This window comes from Mesorhizobium sp. C089B (genome assembly GCF_030323125.1).
Classification (GTDB): domain Bacteria; phylum Pseudomonadota; class Alphaproteobacteria; order Rhizobiales; family Rhizobiaceae; genus Mesorhizobium.
Map to the genome: position 1 here is coordinate 2,415,971 of NZ_CP100469.1, position 21,192 is coordinate 2,437,162.

A 21,192-nucleotide genomic window follows, 5' to 3' on the forward strand; every position below is an offset into this window, starting at 1 on the left:
AGCCAAGACAGCGCCGCAGAGTGGATCGAATTTACGCAAGCAACCGACGCGCCAGATCCCAAACCGTAGGAAAGAGCCGGTTCAAGGCCCTTGAGCCCCGAATCGACCTAAACGCAGGAAGGCCGGCGCGAAGCCGGCCTCCTCTCTCGTCACGTCAAAGTGACCGAGACTGCTGCTACTGCGCGGGGGCAGGAGCAGGTGTTGCCGGAGCCGGTTCTGCAGGCTTCGGTGCATCCGGCGTCGCCGGCTTCATGGGCTCGGCGGCTGGCGGATTGGTGCTCTGGGTGGTGGTGTTATCCGTACCGCTGTCGCTGCAGGCGGCAACGCCGAACAGGGCCAGGGCGGAAACGGAAGCAAGAATGAGCTTTTTCATGACATCTCTCCTTCAACACACGCTCACGTTGCGGTGAACGGTCGAAGGCAAAATGCATCAAACGGCCATGAGTTTCGTAACGTTGCGTTTCCTGATGTAACATCCGCGCACTACCGATTGCGGGCCGGGCGATGCCGAACTAACAGTCTGGACCCAAATGCAATGCCGGAGTTCTGCGTGGACAAGAAATGGGATTTTTGGATCGACCGCGGCGGCACCTTTACCGACGTGATCGGACGTGATCCGCAAGGCGGTTTGCATCCCAGGAAATTCCTGTCGGAAAATCCCGAAGCCTATCCCGACGCGGCCATAGCCGGCATCCGCGAGCTTCTGGGGCTGAAATCCGGCACCGCTATTCCTCCGGGCCTGGTCGGTGACGTCAAGATGGGTACCACCGTTGCCACGAATGCGCTGCTGGAGCGCAAGGGCGACCGTGTGCTTTTGCTCATCACCAAGGGCTTTCGCGACGCGCTGAAGATCGCCTATCAGGCGCGGCCGGACATCTTCGCCAAGGAGATCATCCTTCCCGAACAGCTCTACGAGCGAGTCATCGAGATCGACGAGCGTGTGCGCGCCAATGGCGAGGTCGAGCGCTTGCTCGACATCGCCGCCTGCCGGCCCGCCATCGAACAGGCGAAGGCCGACGGCATCGATGCGGTGGCCATCGTCTTCATGCATGCCTGGAAATATCCCGACCACGAGAAGGCGGTGGCGAAAGTCTGCCGCAAGATCGGGTTCAGCCAAGTCTCGGTCAGCCATGAAGTCTCGCCGCTGATCAAACTGGTCGGCCGCGGCGACACCACCGTGGTCGATGCCTATCTGTCGCCGATCCTGTCGCGCTATGTGCAAAGGGTGGCGGGAGAACTGGGCGCGACGCCAATCTCCCCACTTGTGGGGGGTGAGGAGCGGTCGGCCAAAGGCCGAGAAAAAGCCAACGATTTGGCTTTTTCAGCGACGAACGCCCGGAGCCATAGCGAAGGGCAGTCCGCAAAGCCGACAGGGGGGGGCGCTGTCCCGCCAGCGCCTCATTCCGTCACGCCCCCCTCTGCCCTGCCGGGCATCTCCCCCACGAGGGGGGAGATTGGCCAATCTCCTCGCCTGATGTTCATGATGTCGTCGGGCGGGCTTACCGCCGCCGACATGTTTCAGGGCAAGGACGCGCTGCTGTCCGGCCCGGCCGGCGGTGTCGTCGGCATGGTCGAGACGGCGAAACTCGCCGGATTCGAGAAAGTCATCGGTTTCGACATGGGCGGCACCTCGACCGACGTCGCCCATTATGACGGCGAGTATGAGCGCGCCTTCGACACCGAGGTCGCCGGCGTGCGCATCCGTGCGCCGATGATGCGCATCCATACCGTCGCTGCCGGCGGCGGCTCGATCCTGCACTACGAAGCCGGCCGTTTCCGCGCCGGCCCGGATTCCGCCGGCGCCAATCCTGGCCCCGCCGCCTACCGGCGCGGCGGCCCGCTGGCCGTCACCGACGCCAATGTCATGCTGGGCAAGCTGCAGCCCGATTTCTTCCCGGCAATTTTCGGCCCAGGCCAGGACCAGCCGCTCGATGTGGCCGCCGTGCGCAAAAAATTCGCTGCGCTGGCCGTCGAAATCGGCGATGGCCGCACGCCGGAAGCCGTCGCCGAAGGCTTCGTCACCATCGCGGTGGAAAACATGGCCAATGCCATCAAGAAGATCTCCGTGCAGCGCGGCTATGACGTCACTGAATATCTCTTGAACTGTTTTGGCGGCGCCGGCGGCCAGCATGCCTGCCTGGTTGCCGACGCGCTCGGCATGGAGGCGGTACTGATCCACCCCTTTTCCGGTCTGCTCTCAGCCTATGGTATCGGCCTGTCGTCGGTTTTCGCGTCGCGCCAGCAGGCGCTCCTGAAGCCGCTTGCCGAAGAATCCAGGACCCAGATCGGCAGCCTCATCGGCACGTTGAAAAAAGCCGTCATCGCCGAATTGGCAGCGCAAGGCATCGCCGAGGACAAGATTGCGGCAAAGCCGGTGCTGCACATCCGCTATGACGGCACCGACACCACGCTGCCGGTGAATTTCGAACAGGACTCGATCTTCCAGGCCAGGCGCGATTTCGAAGTGGCCCATAAGGCGCAGTTCGGGTTCGTCTATGACGACAAGCCGATGATCGTCGAGACCGTTGGCGTGGAAGGCGCCGAGATCGTCGAGACCACGGCCGAAGCCGTTGCGCCCGCCGGACCGGCAATGGTTGAAGCCGGTGCGTCCGGAACGCGGCGCATCTACACCGAGGGCCGCTGGCATGAGGCCGGCATCCATCGCCGCGAAAACCTGCGCCCATCCAATCTGGTCCCAGGCCCCGCTTTGATCATCGAGCCGAACCAGACCATCGTCGTCGAGCCGGGCTGGCGGGCCGAAATCACCAACCTCAATCACGTCGTCATCCGCCGCACGGAACGGAAAGTGCGCACGGCTGCCCTCGGTACCGAAGCCGATCCGGTGATGCTGGAGGTCTTCAACAACCTCTTCATGTCGATCGCCGAGCAGATGGGCGTCACGCTGCAGAATACCGCCTATTCCGTCAACATCAAGGAAAGGCTGGACTTTTCCTGCGCCGTCTTCGACCGTCATGGCGCGCTGGTCGCCAACGCGCCGCACATGCCGGTGCATCTCGGCTCCATGGACCGCTCGGTCGAAACCATCATCCGGCTGAACTCCGGCGACATCCATCCCGGCGACGTCTTTGCGCTGAACGCCCCCTATAATGGCGGCACGCATTTGCCTGATATCACCGTGGTGACGCCGGTGTTTTCCCTCCCCCTTGAGGGGAGGGTGGCCGCGCAGCGGCCGGGTGGGGTCCTCTCAGAAGGCACCACAAGAGCGTCGAGCACTGCCGCAACCACCCCCTCACGCGGCTCCGCCGCCACCTCCCCCTCAAGGGGGGAGGAAGTAATCTTCTACGTAGCCTCGCGCGGCCACCATGCCGACATTGGCGGCACGGCTCCCGGCTCGATGACGCCGCTTGCCACCACGGTTGACGAGGAAGGTGTGCTGTTCGACAATTTCCGCGTTGTCGATCGTGGAAAATTCCGCGAGGCGGAGTTGCAAACGCTGCTCACCGACCACCCCTATCCTGCCCGCAACCCACACCAGAACATCGCCGACCTCAAGGCGCAGATCGCCGCGAATGAAAAGGGCGTGGCGGAATTGCGCAAGATGGTCGCCCATTTCGGCCTTGACGTCGTCGAAGCCTATATGGGCCATGTCCAGGACAACGCCGCCGAAAGCGTGCGCCGCGTGCTGGAGCGGCTGCCAGATAGTTCCGAGTACGAATACCCGACCGACACTGGCCAGGTGATCAAGGTGAAGATTACCGTCGATCGGCAAAAGCGCGAGGCGACCGTGGACTTCACCGGAACGTCGAAGGTCGAGAAGAACAATTTCAATGCGCCCGAGCCCGTCGCCCGCGCATCCGTGCTCTATGCCTTCCGTGTCATGGTCGAGGACATGATCCCGATGAATGCCGGCTGCCTGCGGCCGATCAACATCATCATCCCCGACGGCTCGATGCTGAAGCCCGCCTACCCCGCCGCCGTCGTCGCCGGCAATGTCGAGACCTCGCAGCATGTCACCAACGCCCTGTTCGGCGCCATGGGCGCCATGGCCAATGCGCAAGGCACGATGAACAACCTGACCTTCGGCAACAAGCAGTACCAGTATTACGAGACGATCTGCTCCGGTTCGCCGGCCGGACAGATGAACTCCGGCCGCGGCTTTGCCGGCACATCCGGCGTCCACACCCACATGACCAATTCGCGCCTGACCGACCCGGAGGTGCTGGAATTGCGCTTTCCCGTGCTGCTCGAGGATTTTCACATTCGCGAAGGCTCCGGCGGCAAAGGCAAATGGGATGCCGGTGACGGCACCAGGCGCACCATCCGTTTCCTCGAAAAGATGGAATGCGCCATCCTGTCCTCGCACCGCAACCGCCCGCCGCAAGGCCTCGACGGCGGCGGTGACGGCGAGGTCGGCTCGACCAAGGTCCGCCGCCAGGACGGCAGCGTCGAGACGCTGAAGGCCTGCGACCAGACCGTGCTCGACGCCGGCGACGCCGTCATCCTGACGACGCCGACACCGGGGGATTTGGCAAGGCCTGAACTCGCGTCAACAGGCTGTCACCCGCCTGTCATGCCCCTGAGTTACCCGCTTGCGGCAAAGCAAATGGGGAATCACTTTGCCATGACGGACGTCTCCTCGGATCTCGTTTTTCGCCGCGGCAAGGAAGTTGGAAAGGCCGTCTACCAGAACCGCCCGCTGTCGCAGGCCGGCATCTCGGAGCGGCTGTTCGCCCTCTTGTTTTCCGGTCTCGTCTATCCGCAGATCTGGGAAGACCCTGAAGTCGACATGGACGCCATGCAGCTTGGCCAGGGTCACCGCGTCGTCACCATAGCGTCGGGCGGCTGCAACATCCTCGCCTACCTCACCCGCTCGCCTGAACGCGTCGATGCGGTCGACCTCAACGCCGCCCACATCGCCTTGAACCGGATGAAGCTGGAGGCGGTGCGGCATCTGCCCTCGCAGGGCGATCTGTTCCGTTTCTTCGGCGCCGCCGGCACCAGCCACAATTCGCAAGCCTATGACCGCTTCATCGCGCCGCATCTCGACCCGGTCAGCCGCCACTATTGGGAGCGTCGCAGCTGGCGCGGCCGCCGGCGCATCACCGTCTTCGACCGCAATTTCTACCAGACCGGCCTGCTCGGCCTGTTCATCGCCATGGGCCACCGCATCGCCAAATTCTTCGGCGTCGATCCCGCCGGTATCATGGCGTCGAAGAGCCTCGCCGACCAGCGCCGCTTCTTTCACGAAGAGCTGGCGCCGGTCTTCGACAAGAAGCTGTTGCGCTGGGCTACCTCGCGCAAGGCTTCGCTGTTCGGCCTCGGCATTCCGCCGGCGCAGTACGATTCGCTGATCACCTCGGGCGATGGTTCGATGGCCAGCGTGCTGAAGGCCCGGCTGGAAAAGCTCGCTTGCGATTTTCCGCTGAAGAACAACTACTTCGCTTGGCAAGCCTTCGCCCGTCGCTATCCCAATCCGGGTGAGGCCGCCCTGCCCGCCTATCTAGAAGAGGCCAACTACAAGGCGATCCGCAACAATGTCGATCGCGTCGGCATCCACCACGCCAATCTGATCGAATTTCTGGCCGGCAAGGACGCAAGCACCGTCGACCGTTTCGTCCTGCTCGACGCGCAGGACTGGATGACGGACGACCAGCTCAATGCCCTTTGGTCGGAGATCACCCGCACCGCCTCGGTCGGCGCCCGAGTCATCTTCCGTACCGCCGCCGAGCCCAGCCTGCTGCCGGGCCGCGTCTCGATCTCGCTGCTCGACCAGTGGACCTACGAGGACGAGGCCTCGCGCGACTGTTCGGCCCGCGACCGCTCGGCCATCTATGGCGGCTTCCACCTCTATGTGAAGCGCGCGGCATGAGCGCGAGCGGGCTGCCGGCCGACCATGCCGAACTGATGGACGGCGTCTATCGCTGGCAACGCCATATCTACGACCTGACCCGCAAATACTATCTGCTTGGCCGCGACCAGATGATAGTCGGGCTGGATGTGCCGGCGAATGGCAGAGTGCTCGAACTCGGCTGCGGCACCGGCCGCAACATCGCGCTTGTAGCCCGCCACTATCCCGACGCCCGCCTCTACGGCCTCGACATCTCGGCCGAGATGCTGGAGACGGCGAGCAAGGCGATCGGCCGCGACGGCCTGTCCGGCCGCGCCGTGCTGGCGCGCGGCGACGCCACCGATTTCGACGCCAAGACGCTGTTCGGCGTCGAGCGCTTCGACCGCATCTTCGTGTCCTATTCGCTGTCGATGATCCCCGGTTGGGAAAAGACGGTTTCGGCAGCCCTTGCGGCACTCGCGCCCGGCGGCTCGCTGCATGTCGTCGATTTCGGCCAGCAGGAAGGCTTGCCCAACTGGTTCCGGACATTGCTGCGCGGCTGGCTCAAGAAATTCCATGTCACCCCACGTGAATCATTGCGCGAAGTCTTGGAATCGGAATCTCGGCGAACCGGCGCAAGCTTCTGTTTCCGCGCGCTTTATCGCGGCTATGCCTGGCTGGCGGTCGTCAAGATCGCGCACTCTTACCTCCCCCTCGATGGGGGAGGTCGCGCTGAAGGCGCGGGTAGGGGTGAAGTGCCAGGCACCCCGCCCGGCGCTACGCCCCCGCCCTCCCCATCAAGGGGAGGGTAAAGGGAGCTAGCGCAGTGCCTTCATCAGCGCGCCGACCATCACCTGCGGCCGGTAGCCGAGCTTGGCCGGCGTCAACCCCAGCCGCACCACCACCAGTTGCTCCGACGGGATGATGGCGACCGTCTGGCCGTCATGGCCCTCCATCCAGTAGGTATCGTTGGGCAGGCCGGCGGCGACGCCGGCGCCGGGATTTCCTTCGTCCCCCGGGGCTTCGATCCAAAGTTGCCCCTTGCCGTAGACTTTCGAGGCCGGTGCCGGTTCGCGCATCCAGTCGACGAAACCGGCCGGCAGGATCTGGTTGCCGTTCCAGACGCCGCCCTGCAGCAGGAATTGGCCGAACCGCGCCCAGTCATGCCCCGTGGCATAGAGGTAGGATGAGCCGACAAAGGTACCCTCCTCGTCGGTTTCGAGCACCGCGCTTTGCATGCCGAGCGGCCCGAACAGCGCTGTCCTTGGCCACATCAGCGCCTTGTCCTTGTCGCCGATAGCATCCTGCCACAGCCGCGACAGCATCACCGCCGTGCCGCTCGAATAGGAAAAGACCTTGCCGACGTCGCCGGTCAGCGGCTTGGCCTCGGCGAAGCCCGCCATATCCGGTTCGAGGTAGAGCATGCGCGTCACATCGGCGACGTCGCCATAATCCTCGTTGAACTCGAGCCCGCTCGACATCGCCATCATGTCGGCAAGGCTGATGGCGGCGCGGCCGTCCGCCTTCCATGAGCCGAACAGACCCTGATTGGTCACCGCCATCTTGCCGTCCTTGACCAGCGTGCCGACGAGCGCGGCGTTGACCGTCTTGGTCATCGACCAGCCGAGCAGCGGCGTTTTCGCCGAAAAGCCCTCGCCATAACGCTCGGCAACAATGCGGCCATTTTTGACCACCACCACGGCGCGCATGCCGATGCCGGTCATCGCCGCACCGTCGAGGATCTTGTTGATTTCGGGATTTTGCGAGGCGTCGACTCGATCTCCCCTGGGCCACAGATCGCCCTTGGTGGCCGCCGACGCCTCGGCAGGGATTGACGTGCGCCGTGCCTCGCCGACGTCGCCATCGGGAACCGAGGCGCAACCCAGGCCGGCGCGCGCAACGGCAACGCTCTTGCCGAGGAAGCCAAGCAGCCCGGCCGAGACGGTCCCCCTGTTCTTGTCGACCGACACCTTCATCAGCCTGAGAAGCGGATGGCCGGGCGCCTGCACGTCGATGGCAAGCACCTCATTGGGATCACGGCCGGCGATAAAAACATTCGAGCAGACAATCTTGGCGGAATAGCCGGAACCGACGCGGATCAGTTCGGGCGGCGCGACGTAGAGCCAGGCAAACAGGGCGGCTATGGCCAACACGACCAGGCCGAGCAGCCATTTGATGATCTTCACGGCGATCCGCATCTTTCCGTCCCTGCTTTTCCGCTGCCCGTGGCTTGCGGCCCGATTTATGTCATCGATTTGCCGCCATTGCTTCCGCAAAATCGGTGTTCTTGTCGAGCGCCGTCAACCTGTTATCAACCATGATCGGCGATCACTGATGCATGTCGCCCAAAAGTGCGCAGCGGTTTTGGGACGACGACATGCACGAAAATAGCGTATCAGGCGATGCTGTGGGGCGATCGCCTGAGGGGCACCTGCAACGACAACCCAACAGCGACCGGCTGATTCCGGCTCGGGAAATGCGATGCGCCGTTTCGCGGCCCTCATCACGTTGACGCTGCTGGCCGCCTGCTCGACCGCCGGCGATCTCGTGCCCTCGATATCGCCATCCAGCAGCCCGACGGTTGCCGTGCGCGCACCGCGTTTCGAAGACTCCAAGCCGCATGAATGGGATAGCGGCGCGCCTTGGAACTATGCCGTTCACGGAACCGACGTCTCCAAATACCAGACCTCGGTCGACTGGCCGACGGCCAAGGCCAGCGGCATCTCCTTCGCCTTCATCAAGGCGACCGAGGGCGGCGACCGTTTCGACGAGTATTTCAACGAGCATTGGTCGCGCACCAAGGCCAATGGCATTCCGCGCGCGGCCTACCATTTTTTCTACTTCTGCACGCCTGCCGCCACCCAGGCGCGCTGGTTCATCCAGAACGTGCCCGTCGACCGCTCGGCCATGCCGCCGGTGCTCGACATGGAGTGGAACCCGCAATCGCCGACCTGCCGGCTGCGCCCGGATTCGGCGACGGTGCGGGCCGAAATGACCACCTTTCTCGAGATGATCGAGCGGCACTATGGCAAGAAGCCGATCATCTACACCTCGGTCGACTTCTTCGACGATAACGACCTTTCGACGTTCCGCGGCTATCCCTACTGGCTGCGCTCGGTGGCCGGCCACCCCCGCCAGAAGTACGGCAGCCACCCTTTCACCTTCTGGCAATACACCGGAACCGGTATCGTTCCCGGCATGACCGGCAAGTCCGATATCAACGTCTTCAACGGCACTGAGGCAGCCTGGAAAAAGTGGCTGCGGCAGAACACCCGTTGACACCGGCTCAGCCGCCTGCTTTTCGACGTCCCATGCGCACCTACCTGCAGCCACTGGGATATTTACGCCGGAAACAGTCGAAGAGCCGCCTGCGCTCCGGGCTGCTCGCGGCCCTGCTGCTCGGCGCTACGGCGATGCCGGCGGGGGCGCAGGAATGCGGCGGCGACTTCGAAACCTGGAAGCAAGGCGTGGCGGCGGAAGCCAAGGCGGCCGGTGTCGGCGCTGTCGGCCTTGACGCACTGGAAGCCGCCACCATCGACGACAAGGTGCTGGCGCGCGATCGCGCCCAGGGCGTCTTCGCACAGACCTTCATCCAGTTCTCCAACCGCATGATCTCGGCCTACCGGCTGAAGCAGGGCGCGGCCAATCTGAAGAAATACGCCGAAATCTTTGCGCGCGCCGACCAGCAGTTCGGTGTCCAGGCGCCGATCATCACCGCCTTCTGGGGGCTGGAGACCGATTTCGGCGCCGTACAGGGCGATTTCCACACGCTGAGCGCCTTGGTGACGCTGTCGCATGACTGCCGCCGCCCGCAGCTGTTTCGGCCGCAACTGGTGCCGCTGTTGACGCTGATCGATCGCGGCGTCGTTCCGGCCGACGTCACCGGCGCCTGGGCCGGCGAGATCGGCCAGACGCAGATCCTGCCTTCCGATTATCTCGCGCGCGGAGTCGACGGCGACGGCGACGGCATCGTCGACCTCAGGCGCAGCGTACCCGACGTGATCATGACCACGGCCAACAAGGTGCTGTCGCGCGGCTGGAAACGCGACCAGCCCTGGATCGAGGAAGTGCGCGTGCCCGAGGACATGCCCTGGGAGCAGACCGGCCGCACCAACAAGTTGCCGCTGTCGCAATGGGCCGCCTGGGGCGTCACCAATCCCGATGGCACGCCGCTGATCGACAATGGCCTGAAGGCCGGCCTGGCGCTGCCGATGGGCCGCAAAGGTCCGGCCTTCCTGGCCTACGACAATTTCGACGTCTATCTGGAATGGAACCAGTCCTTCACCTACGCGCTGACCGCCGCCAACTTCGCCAGCCGGCTGGCCGGGGCAAAGCAGTTCGACCCGCGCAATCCCGAAACCGGGCTCAATGGCGACCAGATGAAGGAATTGCAGACCAAGCTCGAAGCCAGGGGCTATGACGTCGGCACCGTCGACGGCATTCTGGGCACCAACACCCGCGAAGCCATCCGCAAGGAACAGATGCGGCTCGGCATGCCGGTCGACGGCTGGCCAACGCCGGAGCTTTTGGGGAAGTTGTGAAGAGAGTGAGTAGGCGTTGGGGTTGGGAGTAGAAGCTCCCCAAGCCGAATTCCCTATTCCCTACTCCTTGCCCGGACGAAGTCGATAAATGCCCGCAAAGCCGGGGGGACGTGCCTCGAACTCGGGTGATACAGGAAGAAGCCTGGAAAGCTGGGCGACCAGGGCTCTAGAAATCTCATCAGCCTGCCCGCATCGATCCACGACTGGACCTGATAGTCGATCATGTAGGCGACGCCTGCTCCACCCAGCGCCGCCTTCAGCATCAGCTCGGTGTCGTTGACAGTCAGGCTGCCCTGAACAGCAATTTCCAAAACCCGCTTGCCGCGAGAAAACTCCCACCGGTAGAGGTTGCCGCCGCCCGGCCATTGGAAGTTGATGCATTGGTGCTGGTGCAGATCCTGGGGATGACGGGGAGTTGCGCGGCCCTCAAGGTAGGCCGGGGCGGCCACCGCCGCCATCTGCAAATCGTCGCTGAGCTTGACCGCCACCATGTCCTTCTGCAGCCGCTCGCCGAGACGGATCCCGGCGTCGAACCGGCCCTCGACGATATCGGTCAGCGTATCGTCGACGATGACGGTCAGCGCGATATCAGGATAGGCGCGTTGGAAGTCGCCAAGGATCGGGCCGATGAACCGCACCGCGGCAACACGCGGCACGTTTATTCGTAGCGAACCCGCCGGCCGATCACGCGCGGCATGAATGTCCGCTACGGCGCCCTCTAGCTCTTCGAACGCAACGGCAAGGCGCGCAAACAGCGTCTCGCCGACACCAGTGGGTGAAACACTACGCGTCGTGCGATTCAGCAACCTGACGCCGATGCGAGCCTCCAGTTGCCGGATCGACTGGCTGAGCGCCGGCGGGGAAACACGCAGCCGGGCGGCGGCGCGGACGAAACTACGCTCTTCCACGATTGCGGCGAATGCCTTGAGCTCGGCGAATTCAGAACCGCGCATTGTGTATCCCTAGATTAACAAGCTAGTCAGATAATAGGCCATCATCTGATCAGTTGCATGGCCCTATTTCTCGACTAGCGGACCCGTCGGATGAAACCGGCACGGGCCTGAATGATTGAAGGAAACGTATCATGCCCAAGTCCTTGCAAGGCAAAACCGCACTCGTCACCGGCAGTTCGCGCGGCATTGGGCGAGCCATCGCCGAAGGCCTCGCCTCCAAGGGCGCTGCCGTCGTCGTCAACTATGTCGGCAACCACGAAGCCGCTGACGAGGTCGTGGCCGCCATCGCCGGCAAGGGAGGAAAGGCGATCGCCGTCCAGGCCGACATATCAAGCGTCTCGGATATTCATCGCCTGTTTGACGAGGCTGAGAGTGAGTTCGGCGCGATCGACATCGTGGTTGCCAATGTCGGCGTCGCCGTCATCAAGCCTCTGACCGAGGCAACCGAAGCCGATTTCGACCATGTCTTCGGCACCAATGCCAAGGGCACGTTCTTCGTGCTTCAGGAAGCAGCGCGCCGTGTGCGAAACGGCGGCCGCATCATCGCGGTCTCCACCGGCGGCACCAAGATGTTCTTCACGCAAACGGCGCTCTATCTCGGCAGCAAGGGCGCCGTCGAACAATTCGTTCGTGTGCTCTCGCGTGAACTCGGACCGCGCGGCATCACCGTGAATGCGCTGTCGCCTGGCTTCACCGACACGGACCTGCTTCCCGAGCGCGATCGCGCCGTGGCGGCCGGCATGTCTCCATTTGGCAGGATCGGCGCGCCCCGCGACGTTGCCGATGTCGCGGTCTTCCTGGCCAGCGACGAGGCCCGCTGGCTGACCGGCGAGAATATCCAGGCCGGTGGCGGGGTCGCTTAGTCCGCCATCGTCTCCAGGCTGGCGAATCCCTGCGGCGCATCGCCTTCATCGAAGGGTGTCGTCACCTCGACAAATGTGTCGGGATAAAAACCGTTGAAGCGGGTTCTCAGCGACAGCGAATAGGCGCCGATATGGCCGATCTCGATCCAGTCGCCGGTGTCGACGGTTTCCGGCAGCCAGAACGGCCGCGACAGGATGTCGACGGAATCGCAGGTCGCGCCGCAGACCTTGAACGGCACGATGTTCTTCTCCTCGCCATTGCGCGAACGGATCGCCGGATCGGGGATGAAGCGGGCCGGCAGTGTGATCTTGCCGGTCCAAGAATCCGACAGCGACGCCCAGATGCCGTCATTGATGTAGAGCCGCTTGCCCTTGCGCAGCAGCACCCGCACGATCAGCGACAGGCAGCGCGCCACGATCACCCGGCCGGGCTCGGCCACCAACGGGATCTGGTCGAACTGGTATTCCCTCAGGTCGCCCGACAGCCGCGACATGATCTGGCCGAGCGACGGCATCTCGAGCTGCTTGCGATTGGGGTCATGGCCGTACTCGGCGGGAAAGCCGCCGCCGACATCGAGGCCCGCAATGTCGAAGGTCAGCCGGTTGCGCACCCAATCGGCGGAGGCCAGCGCCCGCTCATAGGTGTCGGGATCCTCGATCTGGCTGCCGACATGGAAGCATAGGCCGACCTTGTAGCCGGTGCGGTTGAGCCGCTCGGCGAGTTCCACCGCATAGGCCGGCCCGGCGCCGAATTTCTTCGACAGTTCATAGGCCGCCGAACCCTTGGTCTGGATGCGCACGAACACGCTGATGGAGCCCGGATCGATGTCAAGCGCCCGCACCACCCGCGTCAGCTTGGTGATCTCGTCCTCATGGTCGAGCGAAATGACGCGGATGGCGTATTTTTCCAGCGCAAGCTTGATGTCCGACTGCGCCTTGACCGGATGCATGTAGAGCATCTCGGCGTCGGGTGAGACGGCGCGCACTGCGGCGAACTCGCCGGGCGAGGCCACATCGAAAGCGGTGACGCCGGCTTCGACCAGCGCCTTCAGCACGATCTGCTCGCCATTGGTCTTGACTGCGTAGGCGGTCTTGCCGGGAAACATGCCCATGAACTGTTTGGCATCCGCCTTCAGCACCTGCGGGCGAAAGCAGTAGACCGGATCGTCCGGCCGAAGCGCCAGCGCCGCCTCGCGGGCATTCTCGAATCGCTGCATGGACGAATCCCCTGACTTCTCGGCTGCGCACAATTAATCCAAGCTAGCGGCCAAAGAAAACAATTCTGTGTCTGGCGGGCACTGACCCAGCGGCGCACCCTCCTGGCAGCACTGTTGCCAGCAATCAGGTTTCGGGTGGCTCTTGTCGCCGGACCCGATATGCCTTCTGCCTGAGTGGCTGGCATTGATGCCGCGGGGAAGGACGTTCACGATGGCAATAGCCACGACAGCCGTGCAGCGCGGACCGATGACGCTGAGGGACTGGGGACAGCTTCTGCTGCTCGGCGCCATCTGGGGCGGCTCGTTCTTCTTTGCCCGCATCGCCGTTGCCGAAATGCACCCGCTGGTGCTGGTGCTGTTTCGCGTTGCCATCGCGGCCATTGCACTGCAGCTCTATCTCGGCATTCGCGGTCCGTCCTTCCGCCTCGCCTTCCCGCATGCCGGCCTGTTTTTCCTTTTGGCGCTCGCCAACAATGTCGTCCCGTTCTCGCTGATCTTTGCCGGCCAGACCGCGCTTGGCGCCGGCGTCGCCTCGGTGCTCAATGCGACGACGCCGTTCTGGACGCTGATCCTCGCCAACGCGCTGACAGCGGACGAAAAGCTCTCCTGGAACAAGCTTGCCGGCATCGGGCTCGGCATCGCCGGCACCGCTGTCATGATCGGCCCCGGCCTGCTGGCCGGGCTCGGCGGCCCGGTCTGGGCGAAATTCGCGCTGATCGGCGCCTCGCTGTCTTACGCCGTCGCGCTGATGATTGCCCGCCGCTTCAAGGGCGTGCCCTCGCCGGTCATCGCCACCGGACAATTGACGGCGTCGACCATCATCATGATCCCGGTGGTGCTGCTCACCTATGGCCCGGCCGGCCTGTTCTCGGCCTCGCCGCCGGTCTGGACGGCGGTGCTGGCGCTGGCGCTGCTCTCCACCGCCTTCGCCTACATCCTCTATTTCAACCTCGTCGCCTCGGCCGGCGTCACCAACGCCTCGCTGGTCACGCTCATCGTCCCGGCCAGCGCCATCGTGCTCGGTCTCCTGTTCCTCGGCGAGCGGCTCGCTCTGTTCGAGTTCTGCGGCATGGCACTGATCGCGCTTGGCCTGGTGACGATCGACGGGCGGTTGTTTAGTCGGCGCTAACGCCTGTCGACCAAAAGTGCGCAGCGGTTTTGGAACAACGACGCGCTTTAGGTCTGGTAGCGCTGCCATGCCTCGCTTTCGCCACGGCCGCGTCACAATTTATTCACAGGCTGCCAGCGGCTTTTGCCGAAGAGTTTCAATGCCTAACGACAGGTGGCAGGTCGCAAATTCCACAATCGCGTCGCATTGCAGCATATTTTCCGCTTGCCTGTGGCACAAATGCCCCTAGACTCCACCCATAGCTCTTGAAGAGGAGACTATGACATGGGACTTACGAGGCCAATCAACGCATTGATGATCTGTGCTGCATTTGCCTTCATTGGCGCCCTTATCATAGGTGTTCTTCCGTAACCGCCGGAGCGGAAGAACAGCAGCAATAGCCCACAAATTCGAAAGGCCGGGTGTTTCGCCCGGCCTTTTGCATTTCAGATTTCATACCACGATGAAGCTCAGGCGGCGGCGGATCCAGCTGCCTCTGTTTCGTGGGAGCGGATGCCGATCATATGGCAGATGGCAAACACCAGGTCGGCCCGGTTCATGGTGTAGAAATGGAAGTCGCTGACGCCGCGCTCGACGAGATCGAGCACCTGCTCGGCCGCCACGGCAGACGCCACGAGCGCATGCGTCTGCGGATCGTTGTGCAGCCCTTCGAACCGCTCGGCCAGCCATGCCGGCACCAGCGCGCCGCAGCGTGCGGAGAAATTGGCGACCTGGGTGAAATTGTGCACCGGCAGGATGCCGGGCACGATCGGGATGTAGATGCCGGCGCGGCGCGCCTTCTCGACGTAACGCTCGTAGAGATCGTTGTCGAAGAAGAACTGGGTGATCGCCCGCGTCGCGCCATTGTCGGCCTTGCGCTTCAGCATGTCGAAGTCGGTGGCAAAGTCCGGACTTTCCGGATGCTTTTCGGGATAGGCCGAGACCGAGATGTCGAAATCGCCGGCGTCCTTCAGCGCTCCGACAAGTTCGGCGCCATTGGCATAGCCATCGGGATGCGGCCGGTAGGCGGTGCCGACGCCGGCCGCCGGATCGCCACGCAAGGCGACGAAGCGCTTCACGCCCATATCGGCGAATTCGCGGACGACGGCGTCGACCTCATGGCGGGCGGCGTCGACGCAGGTCATGTGAGCCGCCGGCGTCAGCGTCGTCTCGTTCAGGATGCGCTTGATCGTGCGCGCCGTGCGTTCACGCGTCGAGCCGCCGGCGCCATAGGTCACCGAGACGAATCTCGGCTTCAGCGGCTCCAGCCTGGTGACGGTGTCCCAGAGCCTGGCTTCCATCTCGTCGGTCTTCGGCGGGAAGAACTCGAAGGAGACGCGCACCTTGTCGCCGATGTCGGGACGGCGGGAAAAGCGGAACTGGTTCATCAGGCGATTTCCCCCATAGGGTACGCTTTGGTGGGTTGGGTGTCATTTGAAGGCTCGGCCATCAGCATGCGGCGGTCGCGGCCGAGCCACAGCTTGACGGTCAGCCTGGCTTCGTTGCCGCCGCGCGGCTCGAATTCCTGGGCATCCTCGAGATCGAGCCCGGCCTCGGCAAACCATTCGGAGATCTGGCGGTCGGAAAAGCCCAGCCTGACATGCGCATGCTGGTCGCGCAGGAATTCCAGCGCATGCGGCGCGAAGTCGACGATCACCAGCCGGCCCGCCGGACGCAGCAGCCGCGCCGCCTCGCGAATGGCGCGTGCCGGATCGTCGAGATAGTGCAGCACCTGATGGATGGTGACGAGGTCGAAGGCGTCGCGCTCGACCGGCGGCGCGAAAATGTCGCCTTGGCGGACCTGCGCATTGGCGATGCCTGCCTTGTCGAGATTGGCCCGCGCCACCGTCAGCATTTCCCGCGACATGTCGATGCCGACGCCGCGCCGGTAGAGCGGCGAAAATATCTCCAGCAGCCGCCCGGTACCGGTGCCGAGGTCGAGCATCGACTGGAATGGCCGCTTGCCGACCAGCTTGAGGAGTGCGGCTTCCACGGCGCGGTCCGGCACATGCAGCGAGCGGATGTGATCCCAGCTGGCGGCGTTCTCGGAGAAATACTCGGCGGCACGGTCCTGCCGCTTGCGCTTGACCGATGCCAACCGCTCGAGATCGCGCTCGACCTGCGGATCGGCGCCGCGAATGCCGGAGACCAGCCCCATGACGAAGTCGCGCGCGGAATCCGTATCCGACAGCCGGAAGAAGGCCCACGAGCCCTCCTGGTAGCGGCCGATCAACCCGGCCTCCAGCAGCAGCTTCAAATGCCGCGACACCCGCGGTTGCGACTGGCTGAGGATCTCGGTGAGGTCGGACACGGTGAGATCGCCGCGCGACAGCAGCGCCAGGATGCGGAGCCGGCTCGATTCGGCCGCAGCCTTCAACGTATCAACCATCGTATCGAGCGAAACATGCATCGGCGCGTTCTCGTTGAAAAAGATATAAACATATGTTTATGTCAGCTTTGACGACATGGCAAGGCCTATGTCGCTTCCTGACAAGAAAATGCCGCACACATGATCCCCGCCTGAGAGAACCGCTTTTCCCTGACGATCGGCTGGAAACTTGTGCTAGGGCGAAAGCCATGTTCGAGAAGCGCGACGGCGAAAAGCTCCTGCAGGCCGACCCGGCTGACATGCCGGCGGATGGCCATATCGTGTTCATCGGCCGCATCGCCTCGCCATGGAAATCCAGGCAAACCTGCCCAAAGAACATGCGCGCCGCCCGCGAGGCCGGACAGGCGGCCACGGTTCTCATCGACCCTGCCTATCGCGACGGCCTGCTTGCGCTGGAGCGGGCCAGCCACATCGTCATCCTGTCCTGGCTGCATCACGCGCCGCGGGCACTGATTGTCCAGAGACCCCGCCATGCGGCTGAGCCGAAAGGCGTTTTCTCGCTGCGCTCCCCTGCCCGGCCGAACCCAGTCGGGCTGCATATCGCCGGCCTGATCGCCGTCGACATCGACCACGGCCGCATCGCCATCGACGCCATCGATGTGCTCGACGGCACCCCGGTGATCGACATCAAGCCCTATTTCGCCTCGACCGACGCCTTTCCCGAGGCGACCATTGCCGGGCGTGACGAAAAATGAGCGCGCCCACTGGCCGCCGCCGCGCCATCGCCAAGGCGCTGACCGCACTGCTGCCCCTGGCGCCCTATGCCGATATGGAGAAAATCCGCACCGAGGCCGGCGCCGTGCACATGAAGACACTGCCGCCGGGCATCGCGGTCTGGCTGGCGACGATTGCGCATATCAGGCACGGCCATACCGACTATGAAAAGCTGCTGGCCGAGGGCTATGACCGCGACTCGGCGCGGTTCTTCGTCATCGAGCAAACAAACATGGTGCTGACCCGTTGGCGCGCCACGCGCCTGCTCGATGCAGAGGACGAAGAGGAATAATTTCAGCTACTGTCGCTTCAATACGGCAACCGCATTGTAGGGCTGGCCGTCCGCCTGCCCAACCCAGGTCCAGGACAGGTTCCCTTTGAAGAACCGGACGGTGATGCCGCCACCGTCGATGCACTTGTCCTGGCCGTAGCTGATGCTTTCCCGGTATTCCGCCGAACTGTCGTCGCGAGAAATCTGGGTCAATGGTCCGCCGCAGCCGAGCGACGGATAGTCGATCGACGCGGCGCCATCGCCGATGGTCATGGCGATCGCCCAATCGGCGCCGGCAGCCCCGGCCGGACTTTGATGGCCGCTGCCGGTCCAGATCCCGTTGAGCCCCGTCGCGTTGACCACGCAAGGCACATTCTGAAAGATCGGCGTCAGTTCGCTGCCCGTCTTCTCGCAACGATAGGTCTGGCCGTTCTGGCACAGCGCCTCGCCCTCGCGAGCGCATTGCGCGAAGGCATCGCCAGTGACGAAGACGAGGAAAATTGCAAAGCTGACGGTCCGAAAAGATTTGCCCATTTTGCCCCTCCCGGCCGGATATTTTCAAGCCGGACCATAGGGCATATCGAATGTGCTACCTAGGACAAACAGCGATGGTTGGGTGGCCCTATGCCGCCTGCAGGGGACCACTAGCTTGACTCTGCCGCATCAAGCCGAAGGGACCAATCGCCATGAACCGAAGCGCAGCAGCCGGTAGCATTGTGCCATTGCCGGCTTTGTCGGATCGCCATATCGATCCGCATTCCTATCCCGACGGCGTCGCCTTTCTCGATGGTCAGTATCTGCCGATGTCGCAGGCCAAAATCTCGGTGCTGGATTGGGGCTTTCTGCATCCGACGCCACCTACGACACCGTGCATGTCTGGGACGGGAGCTTCTTCCGACTCGACCTGCATCTCGACCGCTTCTTCGCCGGCTTGCAAAAACTGCGCATGACGATCCCGTCCGACCGCGATGGCGTGGCCGAGATTCTGCACAATTGCGTGGCGCTGTCGGGCCATCGCGCCGCCTATGTCGAAATGCTGTGCACACGCGGCGCCTCGCGGACCTTCAGCCGCGATCCGCGCCAGGCGGTCAACCGCTTCATTGCCTTCGCAGTTCCCTTCGGCTCGGTCGCCAATGCCGAGCAGTTGCGGCGCGGCCTGCATGTCGCCATTAGCGACAAGGTGCGCATTCCGCCGGTCTCGATCGATCCGGCGATCAAGAACTACCACTGGCTCGACCTCGTGCGCGGCCTCTACGACGCTTATGACCGTGGGGCCGAAACCGCATTGATTCTCGACTTCAACGGCAATGTCGCCGAAGGCCCCGGCTTCAACGTGTTCTGCGTCAAGGACGGCAGGCTGTCGACGCCAGCCGCCGGCGTGCTGCCCGGCATCACCAGGCGCACCGTCTTCGACCTCTGCGCCGAGGCAGCGCTTCCCACCACGGCCATCGACGTCAGCGTTGCCGCGCTGAAGGCTGCCGACGAAGTCTTCATCACTTCCACCGCCGGCGGCATCATGCCGGTGACAGTGATCGACGGCGCTGCTGTCGCCGACGGCAAGATAGGCGGGATCACAAAGCGCTTGATGGCGCTCTACTGGCAAAAGCATGACGACCCGACCTGGTCGAGCCCGGTGCGCTATCCCTGACCGGCGAAGGTCCTGCTCCACACGATGTCGTGACCAAAAAGATTCCCCCTCGCCTCTGGAAAATCGCTCGACGCACCGTATATCGCGGAAGCGGAGAAGCCTCCGCTTCCCAGTTCACGGCCCGCATGGGCAAGGATTCCACGTCATGACAAGCAAGGTTTGGTTCATCACCGGATCGTCGAAAGGCTTTGGCCGAGTCTGGGCCGAGGCCGCACTCGCTCGCGGCGACCGTGTCGCCGCAACCGCGCGCGATGCCGGCACGCTCGCCGATCTCGTCGCGAAATACGGCGATAATGTCGCCGCGATCAAGCTCGACGTCACCGACAAGAAGGCTGTCGATGCGGCCATCGCCGAGGCGCACAAGCGCTTTGGCCGGCTCGACGTCGTCATCAACAATGCCGGCTATGGCCATTTCGGCGCCATCGAGGAAGTCAGCGAACAGGAAGCCCGCGACCAGATCGAAACCAATGTGTTCGGCGCGCTCTGGGTCACCCAGGCGGCTTTGCCGATCATGCGGGCGCAGGGCTCCGGCCATGTCATCCAGATCTCGTCGATCGGCGGCGTCAACGCCTTTGCGTCGCTCGGCCTTTACCATGCCTCGAAATGGGCGCTCGAAGCCTTCAGCCAGTCGCTCAGCATCGAGGTCGCCGAATTCGGCATCCATGTGACGCTTGTCGAACCGGGCGGCTTCTCCACCGATTGGTCCGGCGCCTCGGCCAAGGTCTCCAAAGCGATCGAGGCTTACGCGCCGGCCCGCGCGAAGATGGCGGAACGCCGCGCCAACTCGGTCGCCGGCGACCCCGAGGCCACCGGACCGGCGATGCTTGAAATCGTCGACGCGGCCGAGCCGCCGCTGCGCGTCTTCTTCGGCGATGGCGGCCTGCCGATGATCAAGCAGGAATACGCCAACCGCATCGCGCTGTGGGAAAAGTGGGACCACGTTTCCGTCGAGGCGCAGGGCGCTAAGAAGAACCGCAAGGCGGCCTGAGCGCGTCTTGAAATCCGGCTGCGTCGCCCCGGCGGCGCAGCCCGCGCCCTAGCCCGGTACTAGGATCGATAAATCCACTGCTCGGGCACGCGCACCGAGATCTCTTCCCCTGTTGTCATACGACCCGGTTTCTCGACCCAGGCAACGAGGCCGCGCAGCCGTTTCGCCGCCTTCGGGAAGGCCAGCGCGCCGGCCTCCCGATCGGCCATCCCGGCGTTTTCGGCGATCGAACGTCCAGCAAGCCGGCAAGGCCCGTTCTGCGCATCGACCTTGATCGTCACGCCACTTCTAAAGAACAGCAGCGTGCCTGACGGCAGCATCGAGAGATGCGGCACGCCTTCGATCAGCAGATTGGCGCCGATCCATTCCGGCTTGATCTCGGCCAGCCCCATCCGCTCGGCAACGACGGCGAGTTCATCGGCGGCTACGATTGATATCTGCCGCTCGTTGCGGATTTCGGTGCCGCGCGGATACCAGGGTTCGCGACCGCCGGAACGACGGGTGGCGCCGGCGTGGAAGTCGCCGTCGATGCCTTCGAAACCGAGCTGCAATGCTTCCACCGGGCGCGTCTGGAAGTGATTCGACGGTGCGACGTACAAAGCGGCCACTTTGGCGGACAGCTTCCTGGCGGGGATGATGTCGACCGGCTTCTCAGACTCCGGGAAGAGGTCCAGCATGGCTTCGTTCCTTCTGCAGGATGACGTCGCAAATA

Annotated in this window: 15 protein-coding genes and 4 pseudogenes; 11 read left to right on the forward strand and 8 right to left on the reverse strand. The window is 63.6% G+C overall.

Annotated elements, in window-relative coordinates; genetic code table 11:
- Positions 1-175: 175 nt before the first annotated feature.
- The gene (locus tag NLY44_RS12215) at positions 176-373 is read right to left on the reverse strand and encodes a hypothetical protein (protein ID WP_023668260.1); all 198 of its coding nucleotides are present in this window, start codon (positions 371-373) and stop codon (positions 176-178) included.
- A gap of 177 nt (positions 374-550) precedes the next feature.
- Here NLY44_RS12215 and NLY44_RS12220 point away from each other — a divergent pair.
- The 3 pseudogenes from NLY44_RS12220 to NLY44_RS12230 form a co-directional block, all read left to right on the forward strand.
- Positions 551-4,495, forward strand: a pseudogene (locus tag NLY44_RS12220) (hydantoinase B/oxoprolinase family protein); the annotation flags it as partial.
- Between the two features lie 207 nt (positions 4,496-4,702).
- Positions 4,703-5,830 (forward strand): annotated as a pseudogene (locus NLY44_RS12225) (BtaA family protein); the annotation flags it as partial.
- Positions 5,827-6,483 (forward strand): annotated as a pseudogene (locus NLY44_RS12230) (class I SAM-dependent methyltransferase); the annotation flags it as partial. The pseudogenes NLY44_RS12225 and NLY44_RS12230, both read left to right, overlap by 4 nt.
- Positions 6,484-6,606: 123 nt before the next feature.
- Here NLY44_RS12230 and NLY44_RS12235 read toward each other — a convergent pair.
- Entirely contained in the window at positions 6,607-7,986 is a 1,380-nt protein-coding gene (locus tag NLY44_RS12235) for a serine hydrolase domain-containing protein (protein WP_023804320.1), read from the reverse strand.
- A 283-nt stretch (positions 7,987-8,269) separates the two neighbouring features.
- Here NLY44_RS12235 and NLY44_RS12240 point away from each other — a divergent pair, with 283 nt between their 5' ends.
- On the forward strand, positions 8,270-9,067 hold the full coding sequence (locus NLY44_RS12240; protein WP_023705561.1) for a glycoside hydrolase family 25 protein: 798 nt from the start codon (positions 8,270-8,272) through the stop codon (positions 9,065-9,067).
- A gap of 32 nt (positions 9,068-9,099) precedes the next feature.
- Positions 9,100-10,329 carry a lytic murein transglycosylase gene (locus tag NLY44_RS12245; RefSeq protein WP_023729359.1) on the forward strand — a complete coding sequence of 410 codons (1,230 nt, stop codon included), beginning with the start codon at positions 9,100-9,102 and terminating at the stop codon, positions 10,327-10,329.
- 53 nt (positions 10,330-10,382) lie between these two features.
- Here NLY44_RS12245 and NLY44_RS12250 read toward each other — a convergent pair whose 3' ends face one another.
- Positions 10,383-11,282: a LysR family transcriptional regulator gene (locus NLY44_RS12250; RefSeq protein WP_023804319.1), complete on the reverse strand. Its 900-nt coding sequence runs from the start codon at positions 11,280-11,282 to the stop codon at positions 10,383-10,385.
- A 131-nt stretch (positions 11,283-11,413) separates the two neighbouring features.
- On the opposite strand from NLY44_RS12250, the gene NLY44_RS12255 reads away from it, so the two are divergent.
- The gene (locus tag NLY44_RS12255) at positions 11,414-12,145 is read left to right on the forward strand and encodes an SDR family oxidoreductase (protein ID WP_023690857.1); all 732 of its coding nucleotides are present in this window, start codon (positions 11,414-11,416) and stop codon (positions 12,143-12,145) included.
- Here the strand turns inward: NLY44_RS12255 and NLY44_RS12260 are convergent.
- A complete protein-coding gene (locus tag NLY44_RS12260) occupies positions 12,142-13,362 on the reverse strand; it encodes an alanine racemase (RefSeq protein ID WP_023697033.1) in 1,221 nt (406 codons plus the stop codon). The genes NLY44_RS12255 and NLY44_RS12260 overlap by 4 nt on opposite strands.
- A 211-nt stretch (positions 13,363-13,573) precedes the next feature.
- Here NLY44_RS12260 and NLY44_RS12265 point away from each other — a divergent pair, with 211 nt between their 5' ends.
- Positions 13,574-14,491 (forward strand): DMT family transporter, encoded by a 918-nt coding sequence (locus tag NLY44_RS12265; RefSeq protein WP_023804318.1) that lies wholly within the window; start codon positions 13,574-13,576, stop codon positions 14,489-14,491.
- 449 nt (positions 14,492-14,940) lie between these two features.
- Here the strand turns inward: NLY44_RS12265 and metF are convergent, their stop codons facing one another.
- Together metF and NLY44_RS12275 are read right to left on the reverse strand one after the other, a co-directional pair.
- Entirely contained in the window at positions 14,941-15,858 is a 918-nt protein-coding gene (gene metF, locus NLY44_RS12270) for a methylenetetrahydrofolate reductase [NAD(P)H] (RefSeq protein WP_023682156.1), read from the reverse strand.
- Positions 15,858-16,880 (reverse strand): ArsR/SmtB family transcription factor, encoded by a 1,023-nt coding sequence (locus NLY44_RS12275; protein ID WP_023688015.1) that lies wholly within the window; start codon positions 16,878-16,880, stop codon positions 15,858-15,860. Before NLY44_RS12275 ends, metF begins: the two co-directional genes overlap by 1 nt.
- Positions 16,881-17,047: 167 nt before the next feature.
- Here NLY44_RS12275 and tsaA point away from each other — a divergent pair, with 167 nt between their 5' ends.
- Together tsaA and NLY44_RS12285 are read left to right on the forward strand one after the other, a co-directional pair.
- Positions 17,048-17,554 (forward strand): tRNA (N6-threonylcarbamoyladenosine(37)-N6)-methyltransferase TrmO, encoded by a 507-nt coding sequence (tsaA, locus tag NLY44_RS12280; protein WP_023804317.1) that lies wholly within the window; start codon positions 17,048-17,050, stop codon positions 17,552-17,554.
- On the forward strand, positions 17,551-17,865 hold the full coding sequence (locus NLY44_RS12285) for a DUF2293 domain-containing protein (protein ID WP_023668245.1): 315 nt from the start codon (positions 17,551-17,553) through the stop codon (positions 17,863-17,865). The genes tsaA and NLY44_RS12285 overlap by 4 nt, the downstream gene beginning before the upstream one ends.
- A 6-nt stretch (positions 17,866-17,871) precedes the next feature.
- Here NLY44_RS12285 and NLY44_RS12290 read toward each other — a convergent pair whose 3' ends face one another.
- Positions 17,872-18,378 carry a hypothetical protein gene (locus tag NLY44_RS12290; protein WP_023804316.1) on the reverse strand — a complete coding sequence of 169 codons (507 nt, stop codon included), beginning with the start codon at positions 18,376-18,378 and terminating at the stop codon, positions 17,872-17,874.
- A 152-nt stretch (positions 18,379-18,530) separates the two neighbouring features.
- Between NLY44_RS12290 and NLY44_RS12295 the strand changes: the two are divergent.
- Positions 18,531-19,492: pseudogene (locus NLY44_RS12295) on the forward strand (aminotransferase class IV).
- Positions 19,493-19,637: 145 nt separating this feature from the next.
- Positions 19,638-20,480 (forward strand): SDR family oxidoreductase, encoded by an 843-nt coding sequence (locus NLY44_RS12300; protein WP_023804315.1) that lies wholly within the window; start codon positions 19,638-19,640, stop codon positions 20,478-20,480.
- Positions 20,481-20,539: 59 nt separating this feature from the next.
- Here NLY44_RS12300 and NLY44_RS12305 read toward each other — a convergent pair whose 3' ends face one another.
- A complete protein-coding gene (locus NLY44_RS12305) occupies positions 20,540-21,157 on the reverse strand; it encodes an MOSC domain-containing protein (protein ID WP_023804314.1) in 618 nt (205 codons plus the stop codon).
- Positions 21,158-21,192 lie beyond the last annotated feature (35 nt).

Excerpts from the sequence above, each read along its gene's own strand:
- NLY44_RS12215 (WP_023668260.1), bottom strand. The coding sequence starts at position 373 with ATGAAAAAGCTCATTCTTGCTTCCGTTTCCGCCCTGGCCCTGTTCGGC.
- NLY44_RS12265 (WP_023804318.1), top strand. The coding sequence starts at position 13,574 with ATGGCAATAGCCACGACAGCCGTGCAGCGCGGACCGATGACGCTGAGG.
- NLY44_RS12240 (WP_023705561.1), top strand. The coding sequence starts at position 8,270 with ATGCGCCGTTTCGCGGCCCTCATCACGTTGACGCTGCTGGCCGCCTGC.
- NLY44_RS12245 (WP_023729359.1), top strand. The coding sequence starts at position 9,100 with ATGCGCACCTACCTGCAGCCACTGGGATATTTACGCCGGAAACAGTCG.
- NLY44_RS12300 (WP_023804315.1), top strand. The coding sequence starts at position 19,638 with ATGACAAGCAAGGTTTGGTTCATCACCGGATCGTCGAAAGGCTTTGGC.
- NLY44_RS12305 (WP_023804314.1), bottom strand. The coding sequence starts at position 21,157 with ATGCTGGACCTCTTCCCGGAGTCTGAGAAGCCGGTCGACATCATCCCC.
- NLY44_RS12255 (WP_023690857.1), top strand. The coding sequence starts at position 11,414 with ATGCCCAAGTCCTTGCAAGGCAAAACCGCACTCGTCACCGGCAGTTCG.
- NLY44_RS12285 (WP_023668245.1), top strand. The coding sequence starts at position 17,551 with ATGAGCGCGCCCACTGGCCGCCGCCGCGCCATCGCCAAGGCGCTGACC.
- NLY44_RS12275 (WP_023688015.1), bottom strand. The coding sequence starts at position 16,880 with ATGCATGTTTCGCTCGATACGATGGTTGATACGTTGAAGGCTGCGGCC.
- tsaA (WP_023804317.1), top strand. The coding sequence starts at position 17,048 with ATGTTCGAGAAGCGCGACGGCGAAAAGCTCCTGCAGGCCGACCCGGCT.
- NLY44_RS12260 (WP_023697033.1), bottom strand. The coding sequence starts at position 13,362 with ATGCAGCGATTCGAGAATGCCCGCGAGGCGGCGCTGGCGCTTCGGCCG.
- NLY44_RS12235 (WP_023804320.1), bottom strand. The coding sequence starts at position 7,986 with ATGCGGATCGCCGTGAAGATCATCAAATGGCTGCTCGGCCTGGTCGTG.
- NLY44_RS12290 (WP_023804316.1), bottom strand. The coding sequence starts at position 18,378 with ATGGGCAAATCTTTTCGGACCGTCAGCTTTGCAATTTTCCTCGTCTTC.
- metF (WP_023682156.1), bottom strand. The coding sequence starts at position 15,858 with ATGAACCAGTTCCGCTTTTCCCGCCGTCCCGACATCGGCGACAAGGTG.
- NLY44_RS12250 (WP_023804319.1), bottom strand. The coding sequence starts at position 11,282 with ATGCGCGGTTCTGAATTCGCCGAGCTCAAGGCATTCGCCGCAATCGTG.